This is a genomic window from Nonomuraea sp. C10 (genome assembly GCF_008017515.1).
GTDB classification, from domain to species: Bacteria; Actinomycetota; Actinomycetes; order Streptosporangiales; family Streptosporangiaceae; genus Nonomuraea; species Nonomuraea ferruginea.
This window is the reverse complement of sequence record NZ_VPFF01000001.1, coordinates 6,218,580-6,241,573: the sequence shown is the minus strand read 5'-3', so window position 1 is coordinate 6,241,573 and position 22,994 is coordinate 6,218,580. Positions and strand designations below refer to the sequence as shown.

Genomic DNA, 22,994 nt, shown 5'->3' with positions numbered 1-22,994 from the left:
GGAGCGCACATGTCTCTCACCATCCTGTTCATGCCGGAAAGCGCCTACGGCCCGACCAACAACAGCGCCGGCATCGGCGACATCCTCCGCCGCCGCGGCCACCGCGTCGTCTTCGCCGCCGAGGCGTCGTGGAAGGGCAAGCTCGAGGCGCTCGGGTTCGAGGAGGACCTGGTCGACCTCGCGCCTCCGGCCGAGGAGGAGCAGGACGCGGGCCAGTTCTGGAAGGACTTCATCCGCGACACCGCGCCCGAATACCGCAAGAGCACCCGCGAGCAGCTGGAGACCGTCACCGCTCCGATCTGGAAGGAGCTGATCGACGGCGCCAAGTACTGCGAGCCGCAGCTCAAGGAGATCATCGAGCGGGTCCAGCCGGACGTCATCGTCGAGGACAACGTGCTCACCTTCCCGGCGCTGCTGACCGCCGGCAAGAAGTTCGTCCGCATCGTCTCCTGCAACCCGCTGGAGGTCCGCGGCGAGGGCATCCCGCCGGTCTTCTCCGGCCTGCCCGCCGCCGACCGCGCCGAGTGGGACGCCTTCCGTGCCGAGTACGACCGCACCCACCGCGAGATGTGGACCGCCTGGAACGAGTGGTGCGTCGAGCAGGGCACCGAGCCGCTGCCCGAGCTCGACTTCATCCACGAGGGCGACCTGAACCTCTACGTGTACCCGGAGCTGCTCGACTACGTCGACGCCCGCCCGCTGGGCGCCAACTGGCACCGGCTCGACTCCTCGGTGCGCGAGACCGACGAGGACTTCGAGCTGCCCTTCGAGCGCAACGAGGGCGCCTCGCTGGTCTACTTCTCGCTCGGCTCGCTCGGCTCGGCCGACGTGGGTCTCATGCAGCGGGTGATCGACGTGCTGGGGACCACGCCGCACCAGTACGTCGTCTCCATGGGCCCGCTGCACGAGGAGATCAAGCTCGCCGGCAACATGTGGGGCGCCGAGTTCCTGCCCCAGACGAAGATCATCCCGCAGTGTGACCTGGTCATCACGCACGGCGGCAACAACACCACCACCGAGGCGCTCCACTTCGGCAAGCCGATGATCCTGCTGCCGCTCTTCTGGGACCAGTACGACAACGCCCAGCGGGTGCACGAACTCGGCTATGGTGTCAGGCTTTCCACCTACACCTTCACCGACGAGGAGCTGACGGGGGCGCTCGACCGCCTCCTCGGCGACGAAGAGATGCGCGCCAAGCTGGCCGCCGCCGGCGAGGAGATCCGCCGCCGCGACGGCCTGCGCAAGGCCGCCGACCTGATCGAGGAGCTCGGCCGCAGCTAGGCGGCCGGGGCCAGCGAGGAAAGTAAGTTCATGCGTACGTTGATCAACCCAGCCACCGGCACCGCCTGCGCCGAGGTGCCCGACACTCCCGTGGAGGCCGTCGAGGCCGCCGTGCGGCGGGCCCGCACGGCCTCCGCGGAGTGGGGCGAGGCCACGCCGGCCGAGCGGGCCAAGCTGCTGCTCCGGGTGGCGGACCTGGTGGAGGCCGAGGCCGAGGAGCTGACCAGGCTGGAGGTCGAGGAGACCGGCAAGCCCGCGGCCGTCTTCAGGGACGGCGAGCTGCCCTTCCTCGCCGACAACCTGCGGTTCTTCGCCGGGGCCGCCCGCTCGCTCGACGGCACCGGCGCCGGGGTCTTCAGCTCCGGCTACACCTCGGTGCTGCTGCGCCGCCCCGTCGGGGTGGTCGGGTCGATCGCGCCGTGGAACTTCCCGCTGGTCATGGCCGTCTGGAAGGTCGGCCCGGCGGTCGCCGCCGGCAACGCCGTGGTGATCAAGCCGGCTCCCCAGACGCCGCGCACGACGCTGCGGCTGGCCGAGCTGTTCGCCAAGGCGGGCGCGCCCGCCGGGCTCGTGCAGGCGGTCACCGGCGGCGCCGAGGTCGGCCAGGCCCTGGTCACCGACCCGGGGGTCGACATGGTGAGCGTGACAGGCTCCACCGAGACCGGCCGGGCCGTCATGACCGGCGCCGCCGCCACGCTCAAGCGGGTCCACCTGGAGCTCGGCGGCAAGGCTCCGGCGCTGGTCTTCGAGGACGCCGACCTGGCCGAGATGGCCCGCGGCGTGGCCATGGGCGCCACGTACAACACCGGCCAGGACTGCACCGCCGCCACCCGCGTGTACGTGGCCCGGCAGGTCTACGACGAGGTCGTGGAGGCGCTGCGGGCAACTCTTGCCGAAATCCGGGCCGGCGACCCCTGGGACCCGGAGACCGACATCGGCCCGCTGATCTCCGAGACGCACCGGGAGCGCGTGCACGGCTTCGTGGCACGTTCCGGCGGCCGGATCGCGCACGGCGGCGCGCCGGTCGCCGGGCCGGGCTTCTACTACCCGCCCACGCTTGTGACGGATGTCGCACAGGACAGCGAGATCGTCCAGGGCGAGCTGTTCGGGCCGGTGCTCGTGGTCCTGCCCTTCGACGGCGAGGACGAGGCGGTGCGGCTGGCCAACGACACCCGTTACGGTCTGGCCTCGTCGATCTGGTCGCGTGACGTGGCCCGCGCCATGCGCGTCTCACACCGGCTGGACGTGGGTGTGACCTGGGTCAACGACCATCTCCCGATCGCCAGCGAGGCTCCGCACGGCGGGGTCAAGGGCAGCGGGTCCGGCAAGGACATGAGCCAGGAGGCGGTCCTGGAGTACGCGGTGACGCGGCATCTCATGATCAAACACGCGGCGCCCGCTGAGCGGGACTCCTTCAGGCCAGCCTGAAAGCGTGTGCGGCGGAATGTCGCCCAAAATGCCTACTTGGGCGCATTTGATGGGATATGTTCGGTTGGCCGATCTGGTACGGAGTGTGTTCCAATTACCCAGCCCGGCAGATTCCCATGCGCCACACGCGTGTCTGATTTCTTCGAGCACGTAAGGCGAGAGGTAGCGAGAGTCAGTGAGGACGGAAAACCCCAAGCACACGAGGCCGGGGGACAACACAGGCGGACGTTTCCGGCTGGCGAACTGGCGCGTGCGCTCGAGGCTGGTAGCACTGATCCTCATCCCCACGGTCGTGGGTGTGCTGCTCGCCGGTTTGCAGCTCGCGAGCGCGATCAACACGAGCACCGAGTATCGGCGCCTCACCGAGGTGGCCGAGCTGGCGCAGCGCGTCGGAGCGCTCGCCCACGAGCTGGGCAAGGAGCGCACGCTCACTGCCTGGTACATCGCCGACCGCCGTCGTGCGGGGCGTCTCGCCCAGTTGCGTACCCAGCGTGGAACGGTCGATAACGCCAAAAAGCGGGTAATTGAGGCGGCAGGTGCGATCGACGACAGCCACGCCGCCCGCGTGCGCGCCGACGTCGACGGCATCCTGCGCTGGCTGAACGGCCTCGACGGCCTGCGTGACTCGATGACCGCCCAGAACGTCCCGCCCCGCGCGTCCATCAGCACCTTCACCGACATGATCGGGGTGCTCGCCAACCTGCAGAACGACCTCGGTGAGGGCATCGCCGACGACGGGCTCCAGGGTGACGCGGCAGCGCTGACGGCGCTGCAGCGGGCCAAGGAAGAGGTCTCCCGCCAGCAGGGCATCCTGGTCGTCGCCCTGGTCGAGCGGAAGCTGGACTACGACGACCTGTCCGACTTCCTGGGCTCCTGGAACCGGCAGCAGTCGGAGCTCGACAGCTTCACGCAGGAGGCGCGCACCGCCGACCAGGCCGCCTACCGGCAGGCCATGCGCGGCCCGGAGATCGACCGCGCCGACGCGATGCGCCAGCGGGCGCTGGCCCAGCTGCGCGAGTACTCCACCATCAGGGACCTCGACGTCACCACCCGGCGTGACCTCAGCCTCTGGTACGAGAGCACGACGCTGGCGGGCAACGCCATGCGCAAGGTCGAGGACAGCCTGGCCACCAGGGTCGTGACCCAGACCAGGGAGCTGAGCGACGCCGAGCAGCGCAACGCGATCATCTCCGGCGCGACCATCCTGATCCTGCTGCTCCTCGTCCTGGTGATCACCAGCCGGGTGGCCGGTTCGCTGGTCCGCCCGCTGCGCCGGCTGCGCGCCGAGGCTCTCCAGGTGGCCACCACCCGGCTGCCGGAGACGGTCCGCATCCTCCGCGAGGGCGGCGAGGGCGCCCAGATCCCCGAGGTCCCGTCGATCGGCGTCAACACCCGCGACGAGATCGGGGAAGTGGCCCGGGCCTTCGACGAGGTCCACCGCGAGGCGATCCGGCTGGCCGGCGACGAGGCCAAGCTGCGTGCCAACGTCAACGCGATGTTCGTCAACCTCTCCCGCCGCAGCCAGACTCTGGTCGAACGGCAGCTGCAGCTCATCGAGGGCCTGGAGCAGGGCGAGGAGGACGAGCAGCGGCTCGCCAACCTGTTCCGCCTGGACCACCTCGCCACCCGCATGCGCCGCAACAGCGAGAACCTCCTGGTCCTCGCCGGCCAGGAGGCCGCGCGCAAGTGGAGCGAGCCGGTGCCGCTGGTCGACGTGGCCCGCGCCTCGCTGTCCGAGGTCGAGAACTACGAGCGCGTCCAGATCCAGATCCCGTCCGGCATCCAGGTCGCCGGCCCGGCGGTCACCGACACCGTCCACCTGCTGGCAGAGCTGATCGAGAACGCCATCTCGTTCTCCCCGCGCGAGAGCAAGGTGCAGGTCAGCAGCCAGACCGCCGAGGGCGGCGTGCTGGTGACCATCAACGACCAGGGCATCGGCATGAGCCCCGAGGAGCTGGGCGAGGCCAACTGGCGGCTGGCCAACCCGCCGGTCGTGGACGTCGCCGTCTCCCGGCGCATGGGCCTGTTCGTGGTCGGCCGCCTGGCTCTGCGTCACGGCATCCGCGTCCAGCTCAAGCAGCGCGAGCGCGGCGGCCTGAGCGCGATGGTGCTGCTGCCCGCGACGCTGCTCATCGGCGGGCAGGGCTCGGTGCCGCACCAGCGCTCCCAGTACGACGCGTTCACCAGCTTCGACCCGTCCCAGTTCGACTCCGCCGCGGCGGCGGCCAACGGCTCGGTCTTCCCCGCCCCGTCGTCCCTGTCCATGGAGACGAAGGACGTCCGGGGCAGCGACAGCGCGCCGCTCGACACCCAGTGGCCGGGCACGATCCCGGCGCCCGGTGGCGAGGGCTGGCCGTCCTACCCCGAGCCCGGCAAGCAGGACTGGCCGCCGTTCACCGAGCAGCCCGCCGCCGGCCAGCAGGGCGAGCCCCGCTGGCCGTCCTTCGCCGAGCAGCCGCCGGTCAACGCCGACGACTCCCGCTGGCCGTCGTTCGCCGACCAGCCGCCGCCGGCCAAGGCCGAGGAGCCGCGCTGGCCGTCCTTCGCCGAGGAGCCGCCCGCGCAGCAGGACCAGCCGCGCTGGCCCTCGTTCGCCGAGGACCCCGCGGCGCGGCGCGACGAGGCCCAGTGGCCGTCCTTCGCCACGGAGCCGCCGCCGCAGCGGGAGGAGCCGCGCTGGGGATCCTTCGGCGACCCGGCCCCGCAGGCGCCCTTCGGGGCGGAGCCGAGCCAGCCCTTCGGCGCGGAGCCGAGCTCGTTCGGCGACCAGCGCTGGCCCTCCTTCGCGGAGACGGTCAAGGCCGCCCAGTCCTACCCGTCGAACGGCAGCGCCGACCCGTTCGGGCCCGGCGAGTACTCCTCTCAGGACCTGACCGGCCCGCTTCCCGCGGTGCGCAACTCGCCGATGGAGGAGCAGGGCGAGGAGTTCCTGCCGATCTTCTCCTCCGTCGGCTCCGACTGGTTCCGCCGGCCCGAGTCCGAGCAGAGCGCGGAGCCTGAGCTCCGGGCCGCCGCTCCGGTGGAGGAGGCGGAGACCGCCCAGCACGCGGCGGTGACCGACCGTCCGGTGCTGCCGCAGCGCACTCCGGGTCAGTCGGGCGCGGGCGCGTCGTGGTCCTCTCCCGCCGACAGCGGCTGGCAGGCCGCGCAGGCCGCCGCCCAGCCCGCGCAGGGCGGCACCACGTCGTCCGGCCTGCCGCGCCGCGTGCCCAAGGCCAACCTGGTCCCCGGTACGGCGAGCCTCGCCGAACCTGCGGTCACCTCGCCCGCTCCGCAGATCTCGCCCGAGCGGCTGCGGAGCCGGCTGTCGAGTTTCCAGCAAGGTGTACGGCAAGGCCGCGCGTTCACCCGCGGAGATGTGAATGAGGAGGAGCAATGAGAGAGTTGAGCCAGGGAGCGCGTGGCATCAACTGGCTGATCACTGATTTCGTCAACAACGTGCCCGGCGTCGCGCACACCGTCGTGGTGTCGGCCGACGGCCTGCCGTTGGCCTACTCCGAGGGCTTTCCCAAGGACCGGGCCGACCAGCTCGCCGCGGTGGCCTCGGGCGTGATCAGCCTGACCCAGGGCGCCGCCCGGGTTTTCGAGGGCGGGATGGTGACCCAGACCGTCATCGAGATGCAACGCGGACTGTTGATGATCATGTCGATCAGCGACGGCTCCTGTTTGGCGGTTCTGGCCGCACCCGACTGTGACATGGGCCTGGTGGCCTATCAGATGACGCTGTTGGTCGAGCGTGCGGGGCAGGTGCTGACGCCTGCCGTACGCGCTGAACTGCAGGCGGCCCGCCCCCGCTAGCCGGGCGGTGACAGGAGATCATGGTGTCAGGTCAGGGTTGGGCTGGTGATAGCAATACTCCGCCGCATCCGTCGGCTCCCCGTCCGCCGAAGTCCAGCTCCCTGGTCCGGCCGTACGCCGTGACCGGGGGGCGAACCGCCCCGCGGATGAAGTTCGCCATGGAGGCGCTGGTGTCCTCCGTGACGTCCGAATACCAAGACATTTCAATGCTGAGTCCGGAATATCAGGCGATCATTCAGCTGACTCGGAACGTCCGGTCAGTTGCCGAGATCTCCGCCCTCTTAAAGCAACCTCTGGGGGTGGTCCGGGTGCTGATCGCCGACATGGCGTCAGAAGGCCTGATCCGCGTGCACCAGCCTGCCCTGGACGCGGGCAAGCCGGACCTCAACCTGCTGGAAAGGGTGCTCAGTGGACTTCGCAGGCTCTAGCGCCGGGCTCACCTCGACGAAGATCGTCGTGGCGGGCGGGTTCGGCGTGGGCAAGACGACGTTCGTGAAAGCGGTGTCCGAAATCCTGCCGCTCACCACGGAGGCGGTGATGACGGACGCGTCGGCCGGTGTGGACGACGTCTCGCTCACCCCCAACAAGACGACCACCACGGTGGCCATGGACTTCGGCCGCGTGTCGCTGGACCGGGAGCTGATCCTCTACCTGTTCGGCACGCCCGGTCAGCACCGGTTCTGGTTCATGTGGGACGACCTCGTACGCGGCGCCATCGGCGCGGTCGTGCTGCTCGACACCCGCCGGCTGGCGGACAGCTTCCCCGCGATCGACTACTTCGAAGAGGCCAAGCTGCCGTTCGTCATCGGCATCAACGGCTGGGACGGGCAGTTCGCCCACTCGGAGGACGAGGTGCGCGAGGCGCTGTCGATCGGCCCGCAGACCCCGATCGTGCGGCTGGACGCCCGCGTCAGGGACTCGGTCAAGGCCACCTTGATCGCGCTGGTCGAGCACGCGCTGTCCCGCCACATGCACGCGCCCGCCTGATCCGGGCGGGAGAACGGCCGCCGCCGCGTTCCGGCGGCGGCCGCCGTGTGTCTCCGGCGCGCCCCCGGGAGGTCAGTGGGCCACCGGCTGGCCGCGGACCAGGCGGCCCACCTCGGCGCGCAGGTGGACGAAGTCGGGGTGCTCGCGGGTGTTGATCTGGTCGCGCGGCGACGGCAGGTCCACCTGGAGGTCGGCGACGACGTGCGCGGGCGCCTTGGAGAGCACCACCACGCGGTCGCCCACGTACACGCTCTCGTCGATGTCGTGGGTGATCAGCACGATCGTCATCTTGTGATGCCCGCGCACCTTGAGCACGAGGTCCTCGAGGTCCTCGCGGGTCTGCGCGTCGACCGAGCCGAACGGCTCGTCCATGAGCATCAGCGTGGGCCGGTAGGCCAGCGCGCGGGCGATCGCCACCCGCTGCTGCATGCCGCCGGAGAGCTGGAACGGGTACTTGCGGCCCGCGCCGGAGAGTCCCACCGACTCCAGCGCCTCGGCCGCGGCCTCGCGGCGGCGCTTCTTGTCCATGTTCTTGCGGCGCAGCGGCAGCGCCACGTTGTCGGCCACCGACATCCAGGGGAACAGGGACCGGCTGTAGTCCTGGAACACCACGGCGAGGTTGTCGGGGGTCTGCCTGACCAGCTCTCCGTCGACCTTGATGCGGCCGCCGGTCGGGGTGATCAAGCCGGCGATGGACCGCAGGAGGGTGGACTTGCCGCAGCCGGAGGGGCCCACGATGCACAGTAACTCGCCCTCGGCCACGCTCAGGTTGAGCTGGTCGATGGCGTGGTGCGCGCTGGGCCCGCCGCCGCCGTAGATGTGGGTGAGGTTCTCTATCTCAAGCAAGGCGATTGTCCTAAAAGGGGGCGAATCCAGAGATAACACGGCGACTCTACCGAAGGCCACATTGGTTGCACATGGTTACGCCGTACCGGCCGGTTCATGTCAAGTGCCCGCCGTCTCGCGGGCGTGATGCCAGCCGAGCACGCGGCGCTCGACGACCAGGAACACCTCGTTCAGCAGATAGCCCAGGACGCCCAGGAGCACGATCCCGGCCCACATCGCCGGCAGGTTGAACATCGAGTACGCGACCGTCAGCTGGAAGCCGATGCCGTTCGTGGTGCCGGGCAGCAGCTCGGCGAAGACGGTGACGATCAGTGACAGCGACAGGGCCAGCCGCAGCCCGGCGAACACCTTCGGCAGCGCGGCGGGCAGCACGATCCGCAGCACCCGTTCCCGGCGCGACAGCCGGAAGGCCCGCCCGGTCTCCAGGTAGAGCGGCTCCACCGCGCGGGCGCCGTCGGCGGTGTTGAGCAGCACCGGCCAGATGATGCTGAACATGATGAAGGCGAGCTGCATCCGCATCCCGAAGCCGAACACCACGAGGAACACCGTCACCAGCGCCGGCGGCGGGATCGCCCGCAGGAACTGCAGCACGCCGTCGAGGTAGTCGTAGGCCCTGGAGGACAGCCCGAGCGCCAGCCCGAGCAGGATCCCGGCGGTGGCGCCGCCGGCCAGCCCGCCCGCCATCCTGCCCAGGCTCGGCAGGATGTCGGCCACGGCCTGGTCGGTCAGGAACAGCCTGCCGGGCGGCCCGGAGAACCACATGGCGTGCATCCGGGTCACGATCGTGGACGGCGGCGGGAAGAACGCGCTGCCCGCGGCCCTGGTCGCGACCTCCCAGAGGATCACGAGCACGATCAGCAGCGGCCACCGGAGCAGCGCCCCGCCCAGCCTGGTCATGAGCCGCCTCCCACGCGTGTGTGATGCCACCGGAACAGCCGCCGCTCGGCCGCCACCAGCAGGGCGTTGACCACCACGCCGAACAGCCCCACCCAGACGACCCCGGCGAGGATGTCGTCCATCCGGGCCGGCACCGCGATGCCGGCGAAGTAGATGAACACGCCGATGCCCTCGCCCCGCCCGGCCACGATCTCGGTGCTGACGGTCAGGATGAGCGCCACCCCGGTGGCCAGCCGGAAGCCGGTCATGATGAACGGCGCCGCCGAGGGCAGCGACACCCACCACAGCACCGAGAGGCGGCCGAAGCCGTAGGAGCGCAGCGACTCCCTGGCCACCGGGTCCACGCCGCGCAACCCGTACATCGTGTTGTAGAGGATGGGCCAGACGGCGGCGTAGATCACCAGGGTGACGCGCAGTTGCAGGCCGGTCCCGATGAGCAGCGCCACCAGCGGGATGAGCGCCACGGACGGGATGGGCCGCAGGAACTCCACGATCGCCCGCGTCGCCGCGTCGATCACCGGGACGCTGCCGAACAGCACGCCGAGCGGCACCGCGACCAGCGCCGCCACGGCCAGCCCGATCGCCCACGCGAGCATGCTCGTGCCCGCGTGCGCGCGGAAGCCCTCGTCGAACAGCAGGGCTCCGGCGCGCTGGAGGATCTCCGAGGCGGGCGGCAGGAACTCGGCCAGGCCGGCCCGCCCCGCGATCTCCACCAGCGCGGCGAACGCGAGCGCTCCCGTCACGCGGCGCGCCCACCGGGAGGACCGGGGACGCGCCAGAGGCGAGCGGGTGAGTACGGGGGCGTTCACCCCGAGGTGGTGGGCGACATCAGCGACGCGACGTCGATGTCCTTGCCGAGCCATCCGGCCTCGACCATCCAGTCGGCCACCCGCTGCAGCCGCACCGGGTTGTCGGAGCTGGAGAAGTACGGGAACGTGACGGTGGCGGCGGTCGCCTTCTCGATCTGGGTGAAGTTGGGCAGCACGTCGACGACGAGCTCGCGGTTGGACTCCATCATCTTGGCCGCGGCGTGCAGCGCGCGCTGGAAGGCGGCGGCCGTGTTCGGGTTCTTCTCGTACCATTCCTGGGTGCTGACGTAGCCCGAGATGGGGAACTCGGCGGCCGGGCCGGACGCCGGGTCGAGAATCTTACGGGCGCCCATCTGGGAGGTCGCCGCGGTCACCATGGGCTCACCCAGGTAAGCCGCGTCGATCTGGCCCTTCTGCCAGGCCGGCATGATGTTCTGGAACGTCACCTGGACGTATTTGATCTTTTTCGGATCGACATTATTTGCTTTTAGGACCTGGGTCAGCGCGAGCTCCTGGAAATTGTGCAGGACGTTCACGTTGATCGTCTTGCCTTCGAGGTCCTTGGCCGACCTGATCGGCGAATCAGGCAAAGCCATCACACTCAGGGAATCCGGGGCCGCGCGAGAGCCCTCGGCCAGGATCCGCAGCTTCAGCGCGCCCTGGTCGTGGGCCTGGAACATGGATACGTAATTGCCGAACATGGCGTCGATCTCGCCATTCAGGAGCATGGGAATGGCCTCGGGGGACGACTGCACGATCTGCGGCGTGACCTTGAGCCCCTCCTTCTCGAACAGTTTCTGGTCGATGGCCACGTACAGGGCGGCCGTGTCGATGGCCGGCAGGCCGACGACCTTGATCTCGGTCTTCTCCAGGCCGCCGTTGGCGGCAGCGGTTGAGGTCGGCGCGCTGGTCGTGGTGCTGTCACCGCTGCACGCGGTGATTCCCAGCGCCAGGACCAGCCCGATGACGGCGGCCCTGCTAGGACGGCCAAGCCTCATGTCTGGGACTCCCTTCGCACGGTTAGACGGAGCCTGAAGGTAGGGGGGTGGTCTGTTTCTCGCGGGAGGTGCGCCTGGACACGCAACAAGCACTGACGGTAGCACCAGATGGCGCTCCATCATCGCGAAAATAACACTTATGGTTGCATTGCCGGTTTGACGTTCTATCGTGGTGATTGGCTTGAACAATTAACAATCTTCGTGCTTTCGCCTGCCTTGACTGGGGTTGAGGGGCTCGGGTCGGGCGGTGAAGGAGGTGATGGGTGGGTTCCCGATACTGGTGATGCGTTCGATGATCGGCCAATACGAGCTGTGAGTCGGCTGCCCTCATTTCTCATGACGTGATGGGCGGTCTGGTGACCGTGTCGCGATATCGGGGACGATTAGGCGCCCCGTGCTCGAAATGGCCCTCATCTCGATAGTCAATGAGCCCCCACCCGCAATGGTCATCGAGATTCCCCGTCCGGGGCGAGAGGTTGCGAAGGCAGTGAGTAAGCAGGGTGCTGTAGCTTCCGTTGACCGCGAACCGCACGGCCACCAGGACCGACACCGGACCAGACCTTTCCCGAGCAGATTCCGTCTGGGCAACTGGCACGTGCGATCGCGCCTGGTCGCGCTCATCGCGGTGCCCACGGCCGTGGGCGTCGCCCTGGGCGGCCTGAACGTGATCACCTCGCTCCAGGACGCGAACACGTACCAGACCCTGCGCGAGGTCGCCGAGCTGAGCGAGTCGCTCGGCGCGGTCTCCCACGCGCTCGCCGCCGAGCGGGACGAGACCGCTCTCTACATCGCCCAGGGCAGGCCCGACGTGCGCGAGCCGCAGCTGCGCGGCATCCACAACGAGGTCGACGACCTCATCGCGGACGTCAGGCAGCGCGCCACCGCGGTGAACGACACCCACGGCGACGCCGTCCGCCCGGTGCTGCGCAGGCTGGAGGAGATCCGGGCGCTGCGCGACACCGCCGTCGAGGGCAAGATCCAGCCATTGCCGACGATCGTCAAGTACTCCCAGATCAACGCGGGCATCCTGCAGTTCCACGACCAGCTCGGCCAGGTCGCCGTCGACGACGTGGTCGCGCACACCGCGGGCGCCATGGCGGCGATCGCGCGGGCCAAGGAGCAGGCGTCCAGACAGCGCGGCATCCTCGCCAGCGCGCTGGACAAGAAGAGCTTCGACGCCGGCGAGCTGGACTCCCTCACCACGTCCAAGGCGCGGGAGGAGAGCGAGGAGACGCTCTTCGCCACGCTGGCGACGCAGGACCAGCTCGAACTCTTCCGCAACGTGGTCGTGGGCCAGGACATCGACCAGACCGACCTGTTCCGGCTCCGGGCCATCGCGCAGTCGGCGCAGAACCGGCCGCTGAGCATCGGCACCGACCCGGCCAAGGACGTCGCCACCTGGTTCGACGTGAGCTCCGGCAAGATCGAGGCGATGCGGAAGGTGGAGACCTCGCTGTCCTCCTCCCTCATCCTGCGCGCCCGCGCGCTGGAGGACGGCGCCAACAGGGCGGCGCTGATCTCGGCCGGGCTCATCATGATCCTGCTGCTCGTGGTGCTCGCCGTCATCACGCTCATCGCCCGCTCCCTGATCAGGCCGCTGCGGAGGCTGCGCCGCGAGGCGCTGGACGTGGCCAACCACCGCCTGCCGGAGACCGTGCGCACGCTGCGCGACAGCGGTGACGCGACGCCCGCCCCCGTCGCGCCGATCGGGGTCAAGACCGAGGACGAGATCGGCGAGGTGGCGCGGGCGTTCGACGAGGTGCACCGGGAAGCGGTGCGGCTGGCGGGGGAGGAGGCGCGGCTGCGCGCCAACGTCAACGCGATGTTCGTGAACCTGTCGCGGCGCAGTCAGACGCTGGTCGAGCGGCAGATCACCCTGATCGACGGCCTGGAGCAGGGCGAGCAGGACGAGCAGCGGCTGGCCAACCTGTTCAAGCTGGATCATCTGGCCACCCGCATGCGCCGCAACTCCGAGAACCTGCTGGTCCTCGCCGGTCAGGACCCGCCACGCCGGTGGAGCCAGCCGGTCAAGATGGTCGACGTGGCCCGCGCCTCGCTGTCGGAGGTGGAGGGATACGAGCGGGTGGTGCTCCAGGTCCCCGACGGAGTGTCGATCGCCGGGCAGGCCGTCAACGACGTCATCCACCTGCTGGCCGAGCTGGTGGAGAACGCGCTGTCGTTCTCCCCGCGCGAGACCCGCGTGACGCTCTCGGGCAGCCGGATCGACGGCGGCGGCGTGATGCTGTCGATCACCGACTCGGGCATCGGCATGACCCAGGAAGAGCTCGCCCAGGCCAACGAACGGCTGACGGACACGCCCGGCATGGACGTCGCGGTCTCGCGCCGCATGGGCCTGTACGTGGTGGCCAGGCTGGCGCACCGGCACGGCGTCCGGGTGCAGTTGCGCCCGCACGCCTCGGGCGGGCTGACCGCGATGGTGCTCATCCCCGAGTCGCTGCTCGCCCAGTCGGCCGCCCTCGCGGGCGCGTCCGGCGGCCAGGGCGACGCGTACACCGGGCCCCAGCCCGCGCCGATGCCGCTCAACGTCTTCCCGATGGGCCCCGGACACCCCTCCTTCCCAGGCCCCGACGTCGGAGCGGACGGCGCCGGCTCCGTCTGGCCGGCCCCGCCGTGGCCGCCGGACGGAAGCTGGCCGGAGCCCAGCCGGGGCGGCGGCGGGTCGTACGAGACCAACGACTGGGTGCCCCCGCGCACCCCCGGATGGAACGGCGGCAACCCGCCGATGCCCCGCCGTGGCATGCCCGACCAGCGGCAGCCCATGGGCTACGCGTACGGCGAGCGCATCGACCCGCCGGAGCGGCCGAAGTACGAGTTCCCCGGCAGCGAGCCGTCCACCGGCCCGCTCCCGGCCGTCGGCCCCGGCTCCTCCGGCAGCGGGGACGACTACCTGCCGATCTACGCCGCGGTGGAGTCGGCCTGGTTCGAGCGCGGCGGTTCGAGCTGGAGCTCGTCGAAGGCGGACGAGGGCTGGTCGGCGGCGCAGGCGGCCGTGGAGCCGGTGCGCGACGGCTCGACCGCGGCCGGGCTGCCCAAGCGGGTGCCCAGGGCGAACCTGGTGCCCGGCTCGGCCGAGACCGCGTCGGCGCCCAAGGGCGTCATGCCGGTGCCCGCCGTCTCGCCGGATCGGACCCGCTCCCGGCTGTCGAGCTTCCAGCAGGGCTTCCGCGCGGCGCGCGACGACATCAACGGCGGCCGGACACCGGCGAACACGCCCCCGCCCGGCCCGGCCTTCGGCGGGAACGCGTCCGGAGGGAACACCTTCGGCGGCATCAACGGCAGGAACGACGACACAGGCGAGGACCTATGAACGAGCTGAGCCATGCCGCACGTGGCGTGGACTGGTTGATCACCGATTTCGTCAGCACGGTGCCGGGCGTGGCGCACGCCGTGGTGGTCTCCTCCGACGGGCTGCCGCTGGCGGCCTCGTCGGGGTTCCCCGCGGACAGGGCTGATCAGCTCGCGGCCATCGCGTCCGGCCTGGTGTCGCTGACCGCGGGAGCGGCCCGGGTGTTCGAAGGCGGCGGGGTGGCGCAGACCATCGTCGAGATGCAGCGGGGGCTGATGCTCATCATGTCGGTCTCGGACGGCTCCTGCCTGGCGGTGCTGGCCGCCCCCGACTGCGACATGGGCCTGGTGGCGTACCAGATGACCTTGATGGTGGACCGGGCGGGGCAAGTGCTCACGCCCGCGGTGCGTGCGGAACTGCGCGCGGCCCAGACCAGGTGATGCGGGTGACGGATTCGCGGTGGAACAGCGGCGGCTGGGAGCAGGGCCTCCCGCCCCGATCGCAGGCCGACCCGGCGTCGCCGGTGCGGCCTTACGCGGTGACCGGCGGGCGGACGGCGCCGCGGGTCAAGCTGGCGATGGAGGCGCTGGTGTCGTCGGCCACCGCCGAACACCGGGAGTTCTCCCATATAACCCCTGAATATCAAGCGATTTCCCGATTGTGTCGTCAGGTGCGGTCGGTCGCCGAGGTGTCGGCTCTGCTGCACATCCCCCTGGGGGTGGCGCGGGTGCTGATCGCCGACATGGCGGCTGAAGGGCTCGTACGCGTGCACCAGCCGCAGCTGGATGCCGGCCGTCCGGACGTCAACTTGCTGGAAAGGGTGCTCAGTGGACTTCGCAGGCTCTAGCGGGGAATTGACCTCGACCAAAATAGTGGTGGCCGGCGGCTTCGGGGTGGGCAAGACGACGTTCGTCGGCGCCGTGTCGGAGATCATGCCGTTGACGACCGAGGCCGTGATGACCGACGCGTCGGCGGGGATCGACGACCTCGGCATGACGCCGCTGAAGTCGACCACGACCGTGGCCATGGACTTCGGGCGGGTCTCCCTGGACCGTGACCTGATCCTCTATCTGTTCGGCACGCCGGGTCAGCACCGGTTCTGGTTCATGTGGGACGACCTGGTGCGCGGCGCGATCGGGGCCGTGGTGCTGGTCGACACGCGGCGGCTGGCCGACAGCTTCCCGGCGATCGACTACTTCGAGGAGGCCCAGCTGCCCTTCATCGTGGGCGTCAACGGCTGGGACGGGCAGTATCCGCACCCCGACAGCGAGGTCCGCGACGCGCTCTCGCTGGTCCCGCACATTCCGCTCATCCGCCTGGACGCGCGCTCCAAGGAATCGGTGAAGGGCGCGCTCATCCACCTGGTCGAGCACGCCCTGACCGTGCGCACCGCCGTCCCCGGCTGGAACGGCTAGGCGGGAACCGCCTCGATCACGCTGGCGGCGGCCTCCAGGCCGACGACCCTGGTCAGGGTGAGGTCCGCGCGGGCGAGCAGCGCACCGTACTCCGCCCTGCTGCGCTCGGCGCCGCCGTCGAAGACGGCGAGCATCCGCATGTCGAGGTCCTTGCCCAGGTGGGGAGCGTCGTCGTCGGGCAGCACGATCTCCAGGATCAGCACCCGGCCGGTCGGGCTCATCGCCTGACGCACCGTGCGCAGGATCGCCACCGCGTCCTCGTCGTCCCAGTTGTGCAGCACGCTGCCGAGCAGGTAGGCGTCCCGGCCCTCCGGGACCGACCGGAAGAAGTCGCCCGGCACCAGCTCGCAGCGGCCGGCCAGACCGTCGTCCGCGAGCGCCTGCCTGGCCTGCTCGACGACGTGCTCCCGGTCGAGCAGCACTCCGCGCATCTCGGGGTTGGCCCGCAGGATCGCCGACAGGATGTGTCCACGCCCGCCGCCCACGTCCACCAGGCTGTGCACGCCGGTGAAGTCGTAGCCTTTCACCAGGCCCTCGATGAACGGGATCGCCCTGGTCGACATGTATTCGCCGAAGATCCTGCTCGCCTCGGGGTCGGTGGCCAGGCTCTCGTAGAGAGGGCCGTAGCGGGCCGTGAGCGCCGACGATCCCGAGCGGACGGTGGCGGGCAGGTTGCCCATCGCATACCAGAGCCTCTCGTCGCCCAGCATCCGGATCGACGAGCGCAGCGAGCCGGGGACGTCCGAGCGCAGCGCGGTGCCCCGTTCGGAGAGGTCGTAACGGTCGTCTCCGGCACGCCGCACCAGGCCCATGGCCGCCAGCTCGCGCAGCACCCTGCGGAGCGCGCGCGGATCCGCCTCGCACCGCCTGGCCAGCTCGGCCGGCTCGAGCGGGCCGTGGGCCAGCTCGTCGGCCACGCCCAGCTCGGCCATGGTCAGCAGGGCCGCGAAGCGGGAAAGATCCGCCATCGCGTCCCAGATGAGGTCGTCGGAGTGACGCATGGATTCCTTTCTCGATCTCGTATCGTCATGGTCTGCGGGTGGCCTGGCGGTGCCAGACCAGGACCCGCCGTTCGGCCAGCACGAACAGCGCGTTCACCAGATAGCCGAGCACGCCGAGCAGCGCGATCGCCGACCAGACGCCGGCCGCGTCGAAGCTCCGCTGCGCCTGCAGCATCTGGTAGCCGATGCCGTCGGTGCCGCCGAAGATCTCCGAGAGCACCATGAGGATCAGCGCCAGCGACAGGCTCAGCCGCAGCCCGGCGAAGATCTTCGGTGACGCCGCGGGGATGACGACCACCCGCAGATGCTGGGCCTTCGACAGCCCGAACACGGTGGCGGTCTCGGTGTAGGTGCGGTCCACCGACCGGGCGCCGTCGATGCTGTTGAGCAGCACCGGCCAGATGACGCCGAACACGATCGTGGCCAGCTGCGTCGCCAGGCCCGACTGGAACAGCACGAGGAACAGCGGCAGCAGCATCGGCGGCGGCACCGCCCGGCCGAACTCGATCAGCCCGTCCACGTACCCGGAGATGGTGCGCGAGCGCCCCAGGATCACTCCCACCACCACGCCGATCAGCGAGGCGAGGACCCAGCCGCCGAACATGCGGCCGAGACTGGGCATGATGTTGGCGAACGCGTCATCGGTGAGGAACAGCCGGGAGGCCGGCCCCGAGAACCACAGCTCGTACATCCGCACGACGATCTCGCTGGGAGGCGGGAAGTCGTCGTCCACGTAGACGAAGCGGGTGACCAGCTCCCAGGCGACTATCACCAGGGGTACGAACCAGAGCCGGTTGAGCACTTTCACGTCCGCGCCCCTCCCGTCCGCAGCCAGTGCCAGCGGAACAGGCGCCGCTCGGCCGTCTGCAACGCCAGGTTCGCCACCACGCCGAAGATCCCGGCCCACAGCGTGGCCGCCATGATCAGGTCCATCCGGTTGCCCGAGCCGGCCGCGACCGCGAACACGCCGATGCCGTTGACGCCGCCGGCCAGCAGCTCCGCGCTCACGGCCAGCACCAGCGCGATCCCGGCGGCGATCCGCACGCCGGTCGCCATGAAGGGCGCGGCGCTGGGCAGGCTGACCCGGGCCAGTACCGCCAGCGGGCCGAACCCGAAGGTCCGCATCGACTCCTTGGCCAGCGGGTCGACGTCGTGCATGCCGTACAGGGTGTTGATGAGGATCGGCCACAGCGACGCGTAGACGATGACCGAGACCTTCATCAGCGAGTCTTCGGGGATGAGCAGGATCGCCAGCGGGATGATCGCCACCGACGGGATCGGCCGCATGAACTCCAGCAGCGGCCGGACCGCCTGCTCCGCCCGGGGCAGCGCGCCGAGCAGCACGCCCAGCGGCACCCCGACGCCGATCGCGACCAGCAGGCCGAGTGCCCAGTTGCCGATCGTGACCAGCATTCCTTCGAGGAACTCGGGGTCCGCCAGGAGGAGGGCGGCTTCGTACAGGATCACCGACGGAGCCGGGAAGTCGAACGTCCGGGACACCCAGAGTCTGACGACCAGCTCGCCGAGAATGAGGAAGCCCGCGACGCCGATGGCGCCGCGGGTCAGTTGGGCACTTCTCATCCTGCTGCTGGGGGAGCCACGATGATCGACTTCACGTCGATCGGCTTCTCGAGGTACTTGTACTCGAGCATCAGGTCGGCGACCTTCTGCAGCCGGTCGGCGTTCAGCTCGCTCGGGTAGGTGCCGAGCGTGATCACCGACGCGACCTCCGGCGTGATCTTCGTGTACGTCGGGATCATCGCCTCGATCTCCTTGCGGTCGCTGGAGGCGAGGGTCTGGGCCTTGGAGATCGCGCGCTGGAAGGCGGCCAGCGTCTTCGGGTGCTTCTGCGCCCACTCCTCGGTGGCCATCCAGCCGGCGATGGGCAGGTTCTCGGTCTCACCGGTCATCGTGTCGGCGAGCTTGCGGAAGCCGAGCTGGCTCTGCGTCGCGGTGATGAACGGCTCGGTGATCCAGCCGGCGTCGGCCTGGCCGCTCGCGATGGCGTTGCCCATCTCGGGGAACGGCTTCTCCGCGAATTTGACGTCGTTTTCAGTAAGACCGGCGACCTTCAGCTGCGTCGTCACGGCAAGCGTGGCGACGTTGCGCAGGTTGTTGACCAGGATGGTCTTGCCCTTGAGGTCCGCCACCGCGTTAATCGGCGAGTCCTTCGGGACCATGATGTTGAAGTTGTTTTCAGCGGCCTGGTACATGTCCGCGACGAGCTTCAGCTTCTTGCCGGCCTCGACCGCGGAGAAGGTCGAGACGTAGTTCGTCATGGAGATGTCGAGTGAGCCGTTCTCCACTTGCGGGATCGCGGCCGCGCCACCGGTAATGATGACCGGCTCGACCGTGAGGCCCTCCTCCTTGAAGTAGCCCTTGGCGTTCGCGATATAGAGCGACACGGGGTCGGGAATGGGGAGGGCCCCCACCTTGATGGTGGTCTTTTCCAGACCGTCGGCGTTGGCCGTCGTGTCGGGGGACTCGCCGCCGCTGCCACAGGCGGTAAGGGCGAGTGCGACTGCGGCGCCGACGGCAATGGCGCGACAGCGCAGGTTGCGTGTCATGGGGAAGGTCTCCTACCAGGGGGGAAGCTATTGGAGCGCGGCATTCGATCGCCGGGCGTGAAGCGTACCGGAGGGGAGATCAGAGCTGAAGCCGATCCGTCTCGAATCCCCTACTTTTCTGCTTAACACGACTTCTCGCTTTATAGTCGCATATATTACTTTCTGTCATCTAACGGGTCATATGTCCGAATCGGAAGATCGTAGCTCTCCGTAAACGGAAGCTAGCGGCCCGAACAAAGCGGCCCTCTGGACGATGGAAAACTCGTGAGGCGTTGGCTCAACTATGAGGTTTGTGCTCAAATTGGGCACCGAACTTGCCTGCGATCACGCGTCGGCGTGCCAAATGCGCGTGATCCCCACTAAGCAGCAGGCTATGGCGAGAGGTTGCCACAGTGAGGACACCAGCGACCGATTCCGGTCGTAGCAGGGCGCAAGACCTGCCGGGACCGCCCGTTTCCACGCTGGCGCCGGCGGACCGGCCGCTGCCCAAGCCGGGCAGCTCGTTCGCTCTGCGTAACTGGCGAGTACGGACCCGCCTCATCGCCCTCATCGCCATCCCGACGATCGTCGGCGTCCTCCTCGGCGCGCTGCGCGTCGGCACCTCCATCGGCAGCGCCCAGCAGTACGCGCAGGTCGGTGAGGTCAACACGCTGATGAGCAGTGTCGGGGAGCTCGCGCACAACCTGGCGGTCGAGCGCGACCGGGCCGCCCGCTACGTCGCCTCCAACCGCAGACAGGGCGAACTGCAGCCGCTGACCACGCAGCAGGACATCGTCGACGCCAGCGCCAAGCGCTTACTCGGGATTTCGGGCTCCGCCCAGGGCCTGCTGTCGGATCTGGGCCAGAGGCGTCTGGAGCTCACCCGCTTCCGGCTCGGGCAGCTGCCCACGATGCGCAAGACGATCCAGGGAAGCCAGCTCCCGCCGCTGCCGACCATCGAGAAGTACAGCGAGGTCATCAGCGATCTGCTGCAGCTCTTCGACGAGGTCGGCCAGGGGGCGGCCGACGAGCAGATCACCTCGACCAGCACGGCCATGCGCGCCGTGGCCCGGGCCGAGGAGGAGACCTCCAAGCAGCGCGCGCTGCTGTCCGCCGCGCTGCTGAAGAACGAGTTCACCGGACCCGAGTTCAACGCCTTCGTCGACGCCCGCGCCCGCCGCGAGAGCGAGCGGGCGACCTTCCGCAGCGCCGCCACGCCGGCCCAGCGCCAGCACTTCGACAACACGGTCACCAGCGTCGAGGTCGGCCGGGCCGAGTTCTACGCCAACCGCGCGATCTTCCTGCACAACGCGGGGACGGCGCTGCAGCGCCTGGACACCACGACCACCAAGGACGTCGACAAGTGGTACGACTCCATCACACGGACGGTCGACAAGCAGAACGAGGTGCAGAAGGCCCTCTCGCAGCAGATCGCCACCCGCAGCGCCGACCTGCAGGGCGCCGACCGGCAGGCGGCCGCCTTCAGCATCGGCCTGGTCATCCTGCTGCTGGCGCTGGTCCTCGTGGTCACCGCCGTCATGGCGCGCTCGCTCGTACGGCCGCTGAGGCGACTGCGCGGGGACGCGCTCAAGGTCGCCGGCAAGACGCTGCCCGGCCTGGTGCGTCAGCTGCGCGAGGGCGAGGCGGATCCGGAGTCGCTGCACGTGCCGCCCATCCAGATCTCCTCCAAGGACGAGATCGGTGAAGTCGCGCGGGCGTTCGACGAGGTGCACCGGGAAGCGGTGCGGCTGGCGGGCGAGGAGTCCCGCCTGCGCGCCAACGTCAACGCGATGTTCGTGAACCTGTCGCGACGCAGCCAGACGCTGGTCGAGCGGCAGATCACCCTGATCGACGGTCTGGAGCAGGGCGAGCAGGACGAGCAGCGGCTGGCCAACCTGTTCAAGCTGGACCACCTGGCCACCCGCATGCGCCGCAACTCCGAGAACCTGCTGGTCCTCGCCGGCCAGGAGCCGCCCCGCCGCTGGAGCCAGCCCGTCAAGATGGTCGACGTGGCCCGCGCCTCGCTCTCCGAGGTCGAGAACTACGAGCGGGTCGTGCTCCAGGTCCCCGACGGCGTCTCCGTCGCCGGCCAGGCCGTCAACGACGTCATCCACCTGATCGCCGAGCTGGTGGAGAACGCGCTGTCGTTCTCCCCGCGCGAGACCCGGGTGACGGTGTCCGGCAGCCGGATCGACGGCGGCGGCGTGATGCTGTCCATCAGCGACTCCGGTATCGGCATGACCCAGGAAGAACTCGTCCAGGCCAACGAGCGGCTCGCCCAGACCGTGGCCGTGGACGTCTCGGTCTCGCGCCGCATGGGCCTGTTCGTGGTCTCCCGGCTGGCACAGCGGCACGGCATCCGCGTACAGCTCAGGACGCAGAGCGGCGGCGGGCTCACCGCGATGGTGCTGGTGCCCGAGAGCCTGCTGGGCGCGCAGACGCAGGGCTTCGACGGCGCGGCCGGCGCCGCCGGGGCGCTGGCCGGCATGCAGCGCGCCCGGGCCGAGGCCTTCACCTCGCCGCCGCCCGTGCCCCAGTGGGGCGACAACGGCTTCCAGATGAGCCCGGCGCACCCCTCGTACCCGGGGAGCGCGGAACCCAGCGGCTCCTGGCCCGCCACCAACGTGCAGTGGCCGTCCAACGGCGGCGGCTCGGGCGCGTGGCCGTCCGATCCGCGCGGCGGCGGCGGGTTCGACACCGACGACGTGTGGATCCCCTCGCGCGTCCCCGGCAGCTGGACGAACGAGCAGGCGCCGCCGATCGAGCGCCCCGCCGACCCGCTGCCGACCAGGAACCCGGCCAACCGCGGCAAGCAGGCGTACGACTTCCCGGAGACGGCCGAGTCGGGGGCCACCGGCCCCATGCCCGCGGTCAACGCCTCCTCGGGAGGGGACGACTACCTGCCGATCTTCGCCTCGGTGGAGTCGGCCTGGTTCGAGCGCGGTGGCAGCAGCGGCGCGTGGGGGTCGGCCACGGCGGACGCGGGATGGACCGCCGCGCAGGCGGCGGCCGAACCCGTACGGGACGGCGCGACGGCCTCAGGGTTGCCCAAGCGGGTGCCGAAGGCGAACCTGGTGCCGGGCTCGGCCGACACGGCCGCGGCGCCCAAGGGGGTCGCCCCGATGCCCGCGATCTCACCGGACCGGGTGCGCAGCCGGCTGGCGAGCTTCCAGAAGGGCTTCCGTGCGGCACGCGACGACATCAGCGAGGGCAGGGCGAACGTCTCTGACCCGAGGGAGAACAGGGAGGAGGGCGCGTGAACGACCTGAGCCAGGCGGCGCGGGGAGTGGACTGGTTGGTCACGGACTTCGTCAACAGTGTTCCCGGTGTCGCGCATGCGGTGGTGGTGTCGTCCGACGGACTGCCCCTGGCCACGTCGGCCGGGTTTCCGGTGGACCGGGCCGACCAGCTGGCGGCGATCGCCTCCGGGCTGGTGAGCCTGACCCAGGGCGCGGCCCGGGTGTTCGAGGGCGGCGCCGTGAACCAGACGATCGTGGAGATGCAACGGGGGCTCATGCTGATCATGTCCATTAGCGACGGTTCCTGTCTGGGAGTGCTCGCCGCTCCGGACTGTGACATGGGGCTGGTCGCGTACCAGATGACGTTGATGGTGGATCGCGCCGGCAAGGTGCTGACCCCGGCGGTGCGTGCCGAGCTGCGCGCCAGCCAGACCAGGTGATG

Annotated in this window: 20 protein-coding genes; 12 read left to right on the top strand and 8 right to left on the bottom strand. The window is 69.8% G+C overall.

Annotated features, from left to right (window positions below; translation table 11 throughout):
- The first annotated feature begins 9 nt into the window (after nucleotides 1-9).
- The 6 genes from FR742_RS28590 (at nucleotide 10) to FR742_RS28565 (ending at nucleotide 7,494) form a co-directional block, all read left to right on the top strand.
- Nucleotides 10-1,281, top strand: a complete 1,272-nt coding sequence (locus tag FR742_RS28590; protein WP_148033799.1) for a glycosyltransferase — start codon at nucleotides 10-12, stop codon at nucleotides 1,279-1,281.
- 30 nt (nucleotides 1,282-1,311) lie between these two features.
- Entirely contained in the window at nucleotides 1,312-2,709 is a 1,398-nt protein-coding gene (locus FR742_RS28585; RefSeq protein WP_148033798.1) for an aminobutyraldehyde dehydrogenase, read from the top strand.
- A 250-nt stretch (nucleotides 2,710-2,959) separates the two neighbouring features.
- The gene (locus tag FR742_RS28580; RefSeq protein ID WP_222709071.1) at nucleotides 2,960-6,088 is read left to right on the top strand and encodes a nitrate- and nitrite sensing domain-containing protein; all 3,129 of its coding nucleotides are present in this window, start codon (nucleotides 2,960-2,962) and stop codon (nucleotides 6,086-6,088) included.
- Nucleotides 6,089-6,093: 5 nt separating this feature from the next.
- Nucleotides 6,094-6,507 (top strand): roadblock/LC7 domain-containing protein, encoded by a 414-nt coding sequence (locus FR742_RS28575; protein ID WP_219546601.1) that lies wholly within the window; start codon nucleotides 6,094-6,096, stop codon nucleotides 6,505-6,507.
- A gap of 20 nt (nucleotides 6,508-6,527) precedes the next feature.
- Nucleotides 6,528-6,935 (top strand): DUF742 domain-containing protein, encoded by a 408-nt coding sequence (locus tag FR742_RS28570; protein ID WP_246640375.1) that lies wholly within the window; start codon nucleotides 6,528-6,530, stop codon nucleotides 6,933-6,935.
- On the top strand, nucleotides 6,916-7,494 hold the full coding sequence (locus FR742_RS28565; RefSeq protein ID WP_148033795.1) for an ATP/GTP-binding protein: 579 nt from the start codon (nucleotides 6,916-6,918) through the stop codon (nucleotides 7,492-7,494). Before FR742_RS28570 ends, FR742_RS28565 begins: the two co-directional genes overlap by 20 nt.
- A 72-nt stretch (nucleotides 7,495-7,566) precedes the next feature.
- On the opposite strand, the gene FR742_RS28560 is transcribed toward FR742_RS28565, so the two are convergent.
- The 4 genes from FR742_RS28560 to FR742_RS28545 form a co-directional block, all read right to left on the bottom strand.
- Nucleotides 7,567-8,340: an ABC transporter ATP-binding protein gene (locus FR742_RS28560; RefSeq protein ID WP_187281345.1), complete on the bottom strand. Its 774-nt coding sequence runs from the start codon at nucleotides 8,338-8,340 to the stop codon at nucleotides 7,567-7,569.
- Between the two features lie 99 nt (nucleotides 8,341-8,439).
- Nucleotides 8,440-9,237: an ABC transporter permease gene (locus tag FR742_RS28555; protein WP_148033794.1), complete on the bottom strand. Its 798-nt coding sequence runs from the start codon at nucleotides 9,235-9,237 to the stop codon at nucleotides 8,440-8,442.
- Nucleotides 9,234-9,980 (bottom strand): ABC transporter permease, encoded by a 747-nt coding sequence (locus FR742_RS28550; RefSeq protein ID WP_261808794.1) that lies wholly within the window; start codon nucleotides 9,978-9,980, stop codon nucleotides 9,234-9,236. Before FR742_RS28550 ends, FR742_RS28555 begins: the two co-directional genes overlap by 4 nt.
- A 62-nt stretch (nucleotides 9,981-10,042) precedes the next feature.
- A complete protein-coding gene (locus FR742_RS28545) occupies nucleotides 10,043-11,044 on the bottom strand; it encodes an ABC transporter substrate-binding protein (protein WP_187281344.1) in 1,002 nt (333 codons plus the stop codon).
- A gap of 595 nt (nucleotides 11,045-11,639) precedes the next feature.
- Here FR742_RS28545 and FR742_RS28540 point away from each other — a divergent pair.
- The 4 genes from FR742_RS28540 (at nucleotide 11,640) to FR742_RS28525 (ending at nucleotide 15,766) form a co-directional block, all read left to right on the top strand.
- On the top strand, nucleotides 11,640-14,372 hold the full coding sequence (locus FR742_RS28540) for a sensor histidine kinase (RefSeq protein WP_187281343.1): 2,733 nt from the start codon (nucleotides 11,640-11,642) through the stop codon (nucleotides 14,370-14,372).
- Nucleotides 14,369-14,791 carry a roadblock/LC7 domain-containing protein gene (locus FR742_RS28535; RefSeq protein ID WP_148033790.1) on the top strand — a complete coding sequence of 141 codons (423 nt, stop codon included), beginning with the start codon at nucleotides 14,369-14,371 and terminating at the stop codon, nucleotides 14,789-14,791. Before FR742_RS28540 ends, FR742_RS28535 begins: the two co-directional genes overlap by 4 nt.
- Nucleotides 14,792-14,874: 83 nt before the next feature.
- The gene (locus FR742_RS28530; RefSeq protein WP_148034881.1) at nucleotides 14,875-15,198 is read left to right on the top strand and encodes a DUF742 domain-containing protein; all 324 of its coding nucleotides are present in this window, start codon (nucleotides 14,875-14,877) and stop codon (nucleotides 15,196-15,198) included.
- 7 nt (nucleotides 15,199-15,205) lie between these two features.
- Nucleotides 15,206-15,766, top strand: a complete 561-nt coding sequence (locus FR742_RS28525; protein WP_148033789.1) for an ATP/GTP-binding protein — start codon at nucleotides 15,206-15,208, stop codon at nucleotides 15,764-15,766.
- On the opposite strand, the gene FR742_RS28520 is transcribed toward FR742_RS28525, so the two are convergent.
- The 4 genes from FR742_RS28520 to FR742_RS28505 are packed head-to-tail and all read right to left on the bottom strand — an operon-like array spanning nucleotide 15,763 to nucleotide 19,334.
- Entirely contained in the window at nucleotides 15,763-16,767 is a 1,005-nt protein-coding gene (locus tag FR742_RS28520) for a methyltransferase (protein ID WP_148033788.1), read from the bottom strand. The genes FR742_RS28525 and FR742_RS28520 overlap by 4 nt on opposite strands.
- A 25-nt stretch (nucleotides 16,768-16,792) precedes the next feature.
- On the bottom strand, nucleotides 16,793-17,575 hold the full coding sequence (locus tag FR742_RS28515; RefSeq protein WP_148033787.1) for an ABC transporter permease: 783 nt from the start codon (nucleotides 17,573-17,575) through the stop codon (nucleotides 16,793-16,795).
- Nucleotides 17,572-18,348, bottom strand: a complete 777-nt coding sequence (locus FR742_RS28510) for an ABC transporter permease (protein WP_148033786.1) — start codon at nucleotides 18,346-18,348, stop codon at nucleotides 17,572-17,574. Before FR742_RS28510 ends, FR742_RS28515 begins: the two co-directional genes overlap by 4 nt.
- Nucleotides 18,345-19,334: an ABC transporter substrate-binding protein gene (locus tag FR742_RS28505; RefSeq protein WP_261808793.1), complete on the bottom strand. Its 990-nt coding sequence runs from the start codon at nucleotides 19,332-19,334 to the stop codon at nucleotides 18,345-18,347. The genes FR742_RS28510 and FR742_RS28505 overlap by 4 nt, the downstream gene beginning before the upstream one ends.
- 392 nt (nucleotides 19,335-19,726) lie before the next feature.
- Here FR742_RS28505 and FR742_RS28500 point away from each other — a divergent pair, with 392 nt between their 5' ends.
- Together FR742_RS28500 and FR742_RS28495 are read left to right on the top strand one after the other, a co-directional pair.
- Nucleotides 19,727-22,573: a nitrate- and nitrite sensing domain-containing protein gene (locus FR742_RS28500; RefSeq protein WP_148033785.1), complete on the top strand. Its 2,847-nt coding sequence runs from the start codon at nucleotides 19,727-19,729 to the stop codon at nucleotides 22,571-22,573.
- Nucleotides 22,570-22,992: a roadblock/LC7 domain-containing protein gene (locus FR742_RS28495; RefSeq protein ID WP_148033784.1), complete on the top strand. Its 423-nt coding sequence runs from the start codon at nucleotides 22,570-22,572 to the stop codon at nucleotides 22,990-22,992. Before FR742_RS28500 ends, FR742_RS28495 begins: the two co-directional genes overlap by 4 nt.
- Nucleotides 22,993-22,994 lie beyond the last annotated feature (2 nt).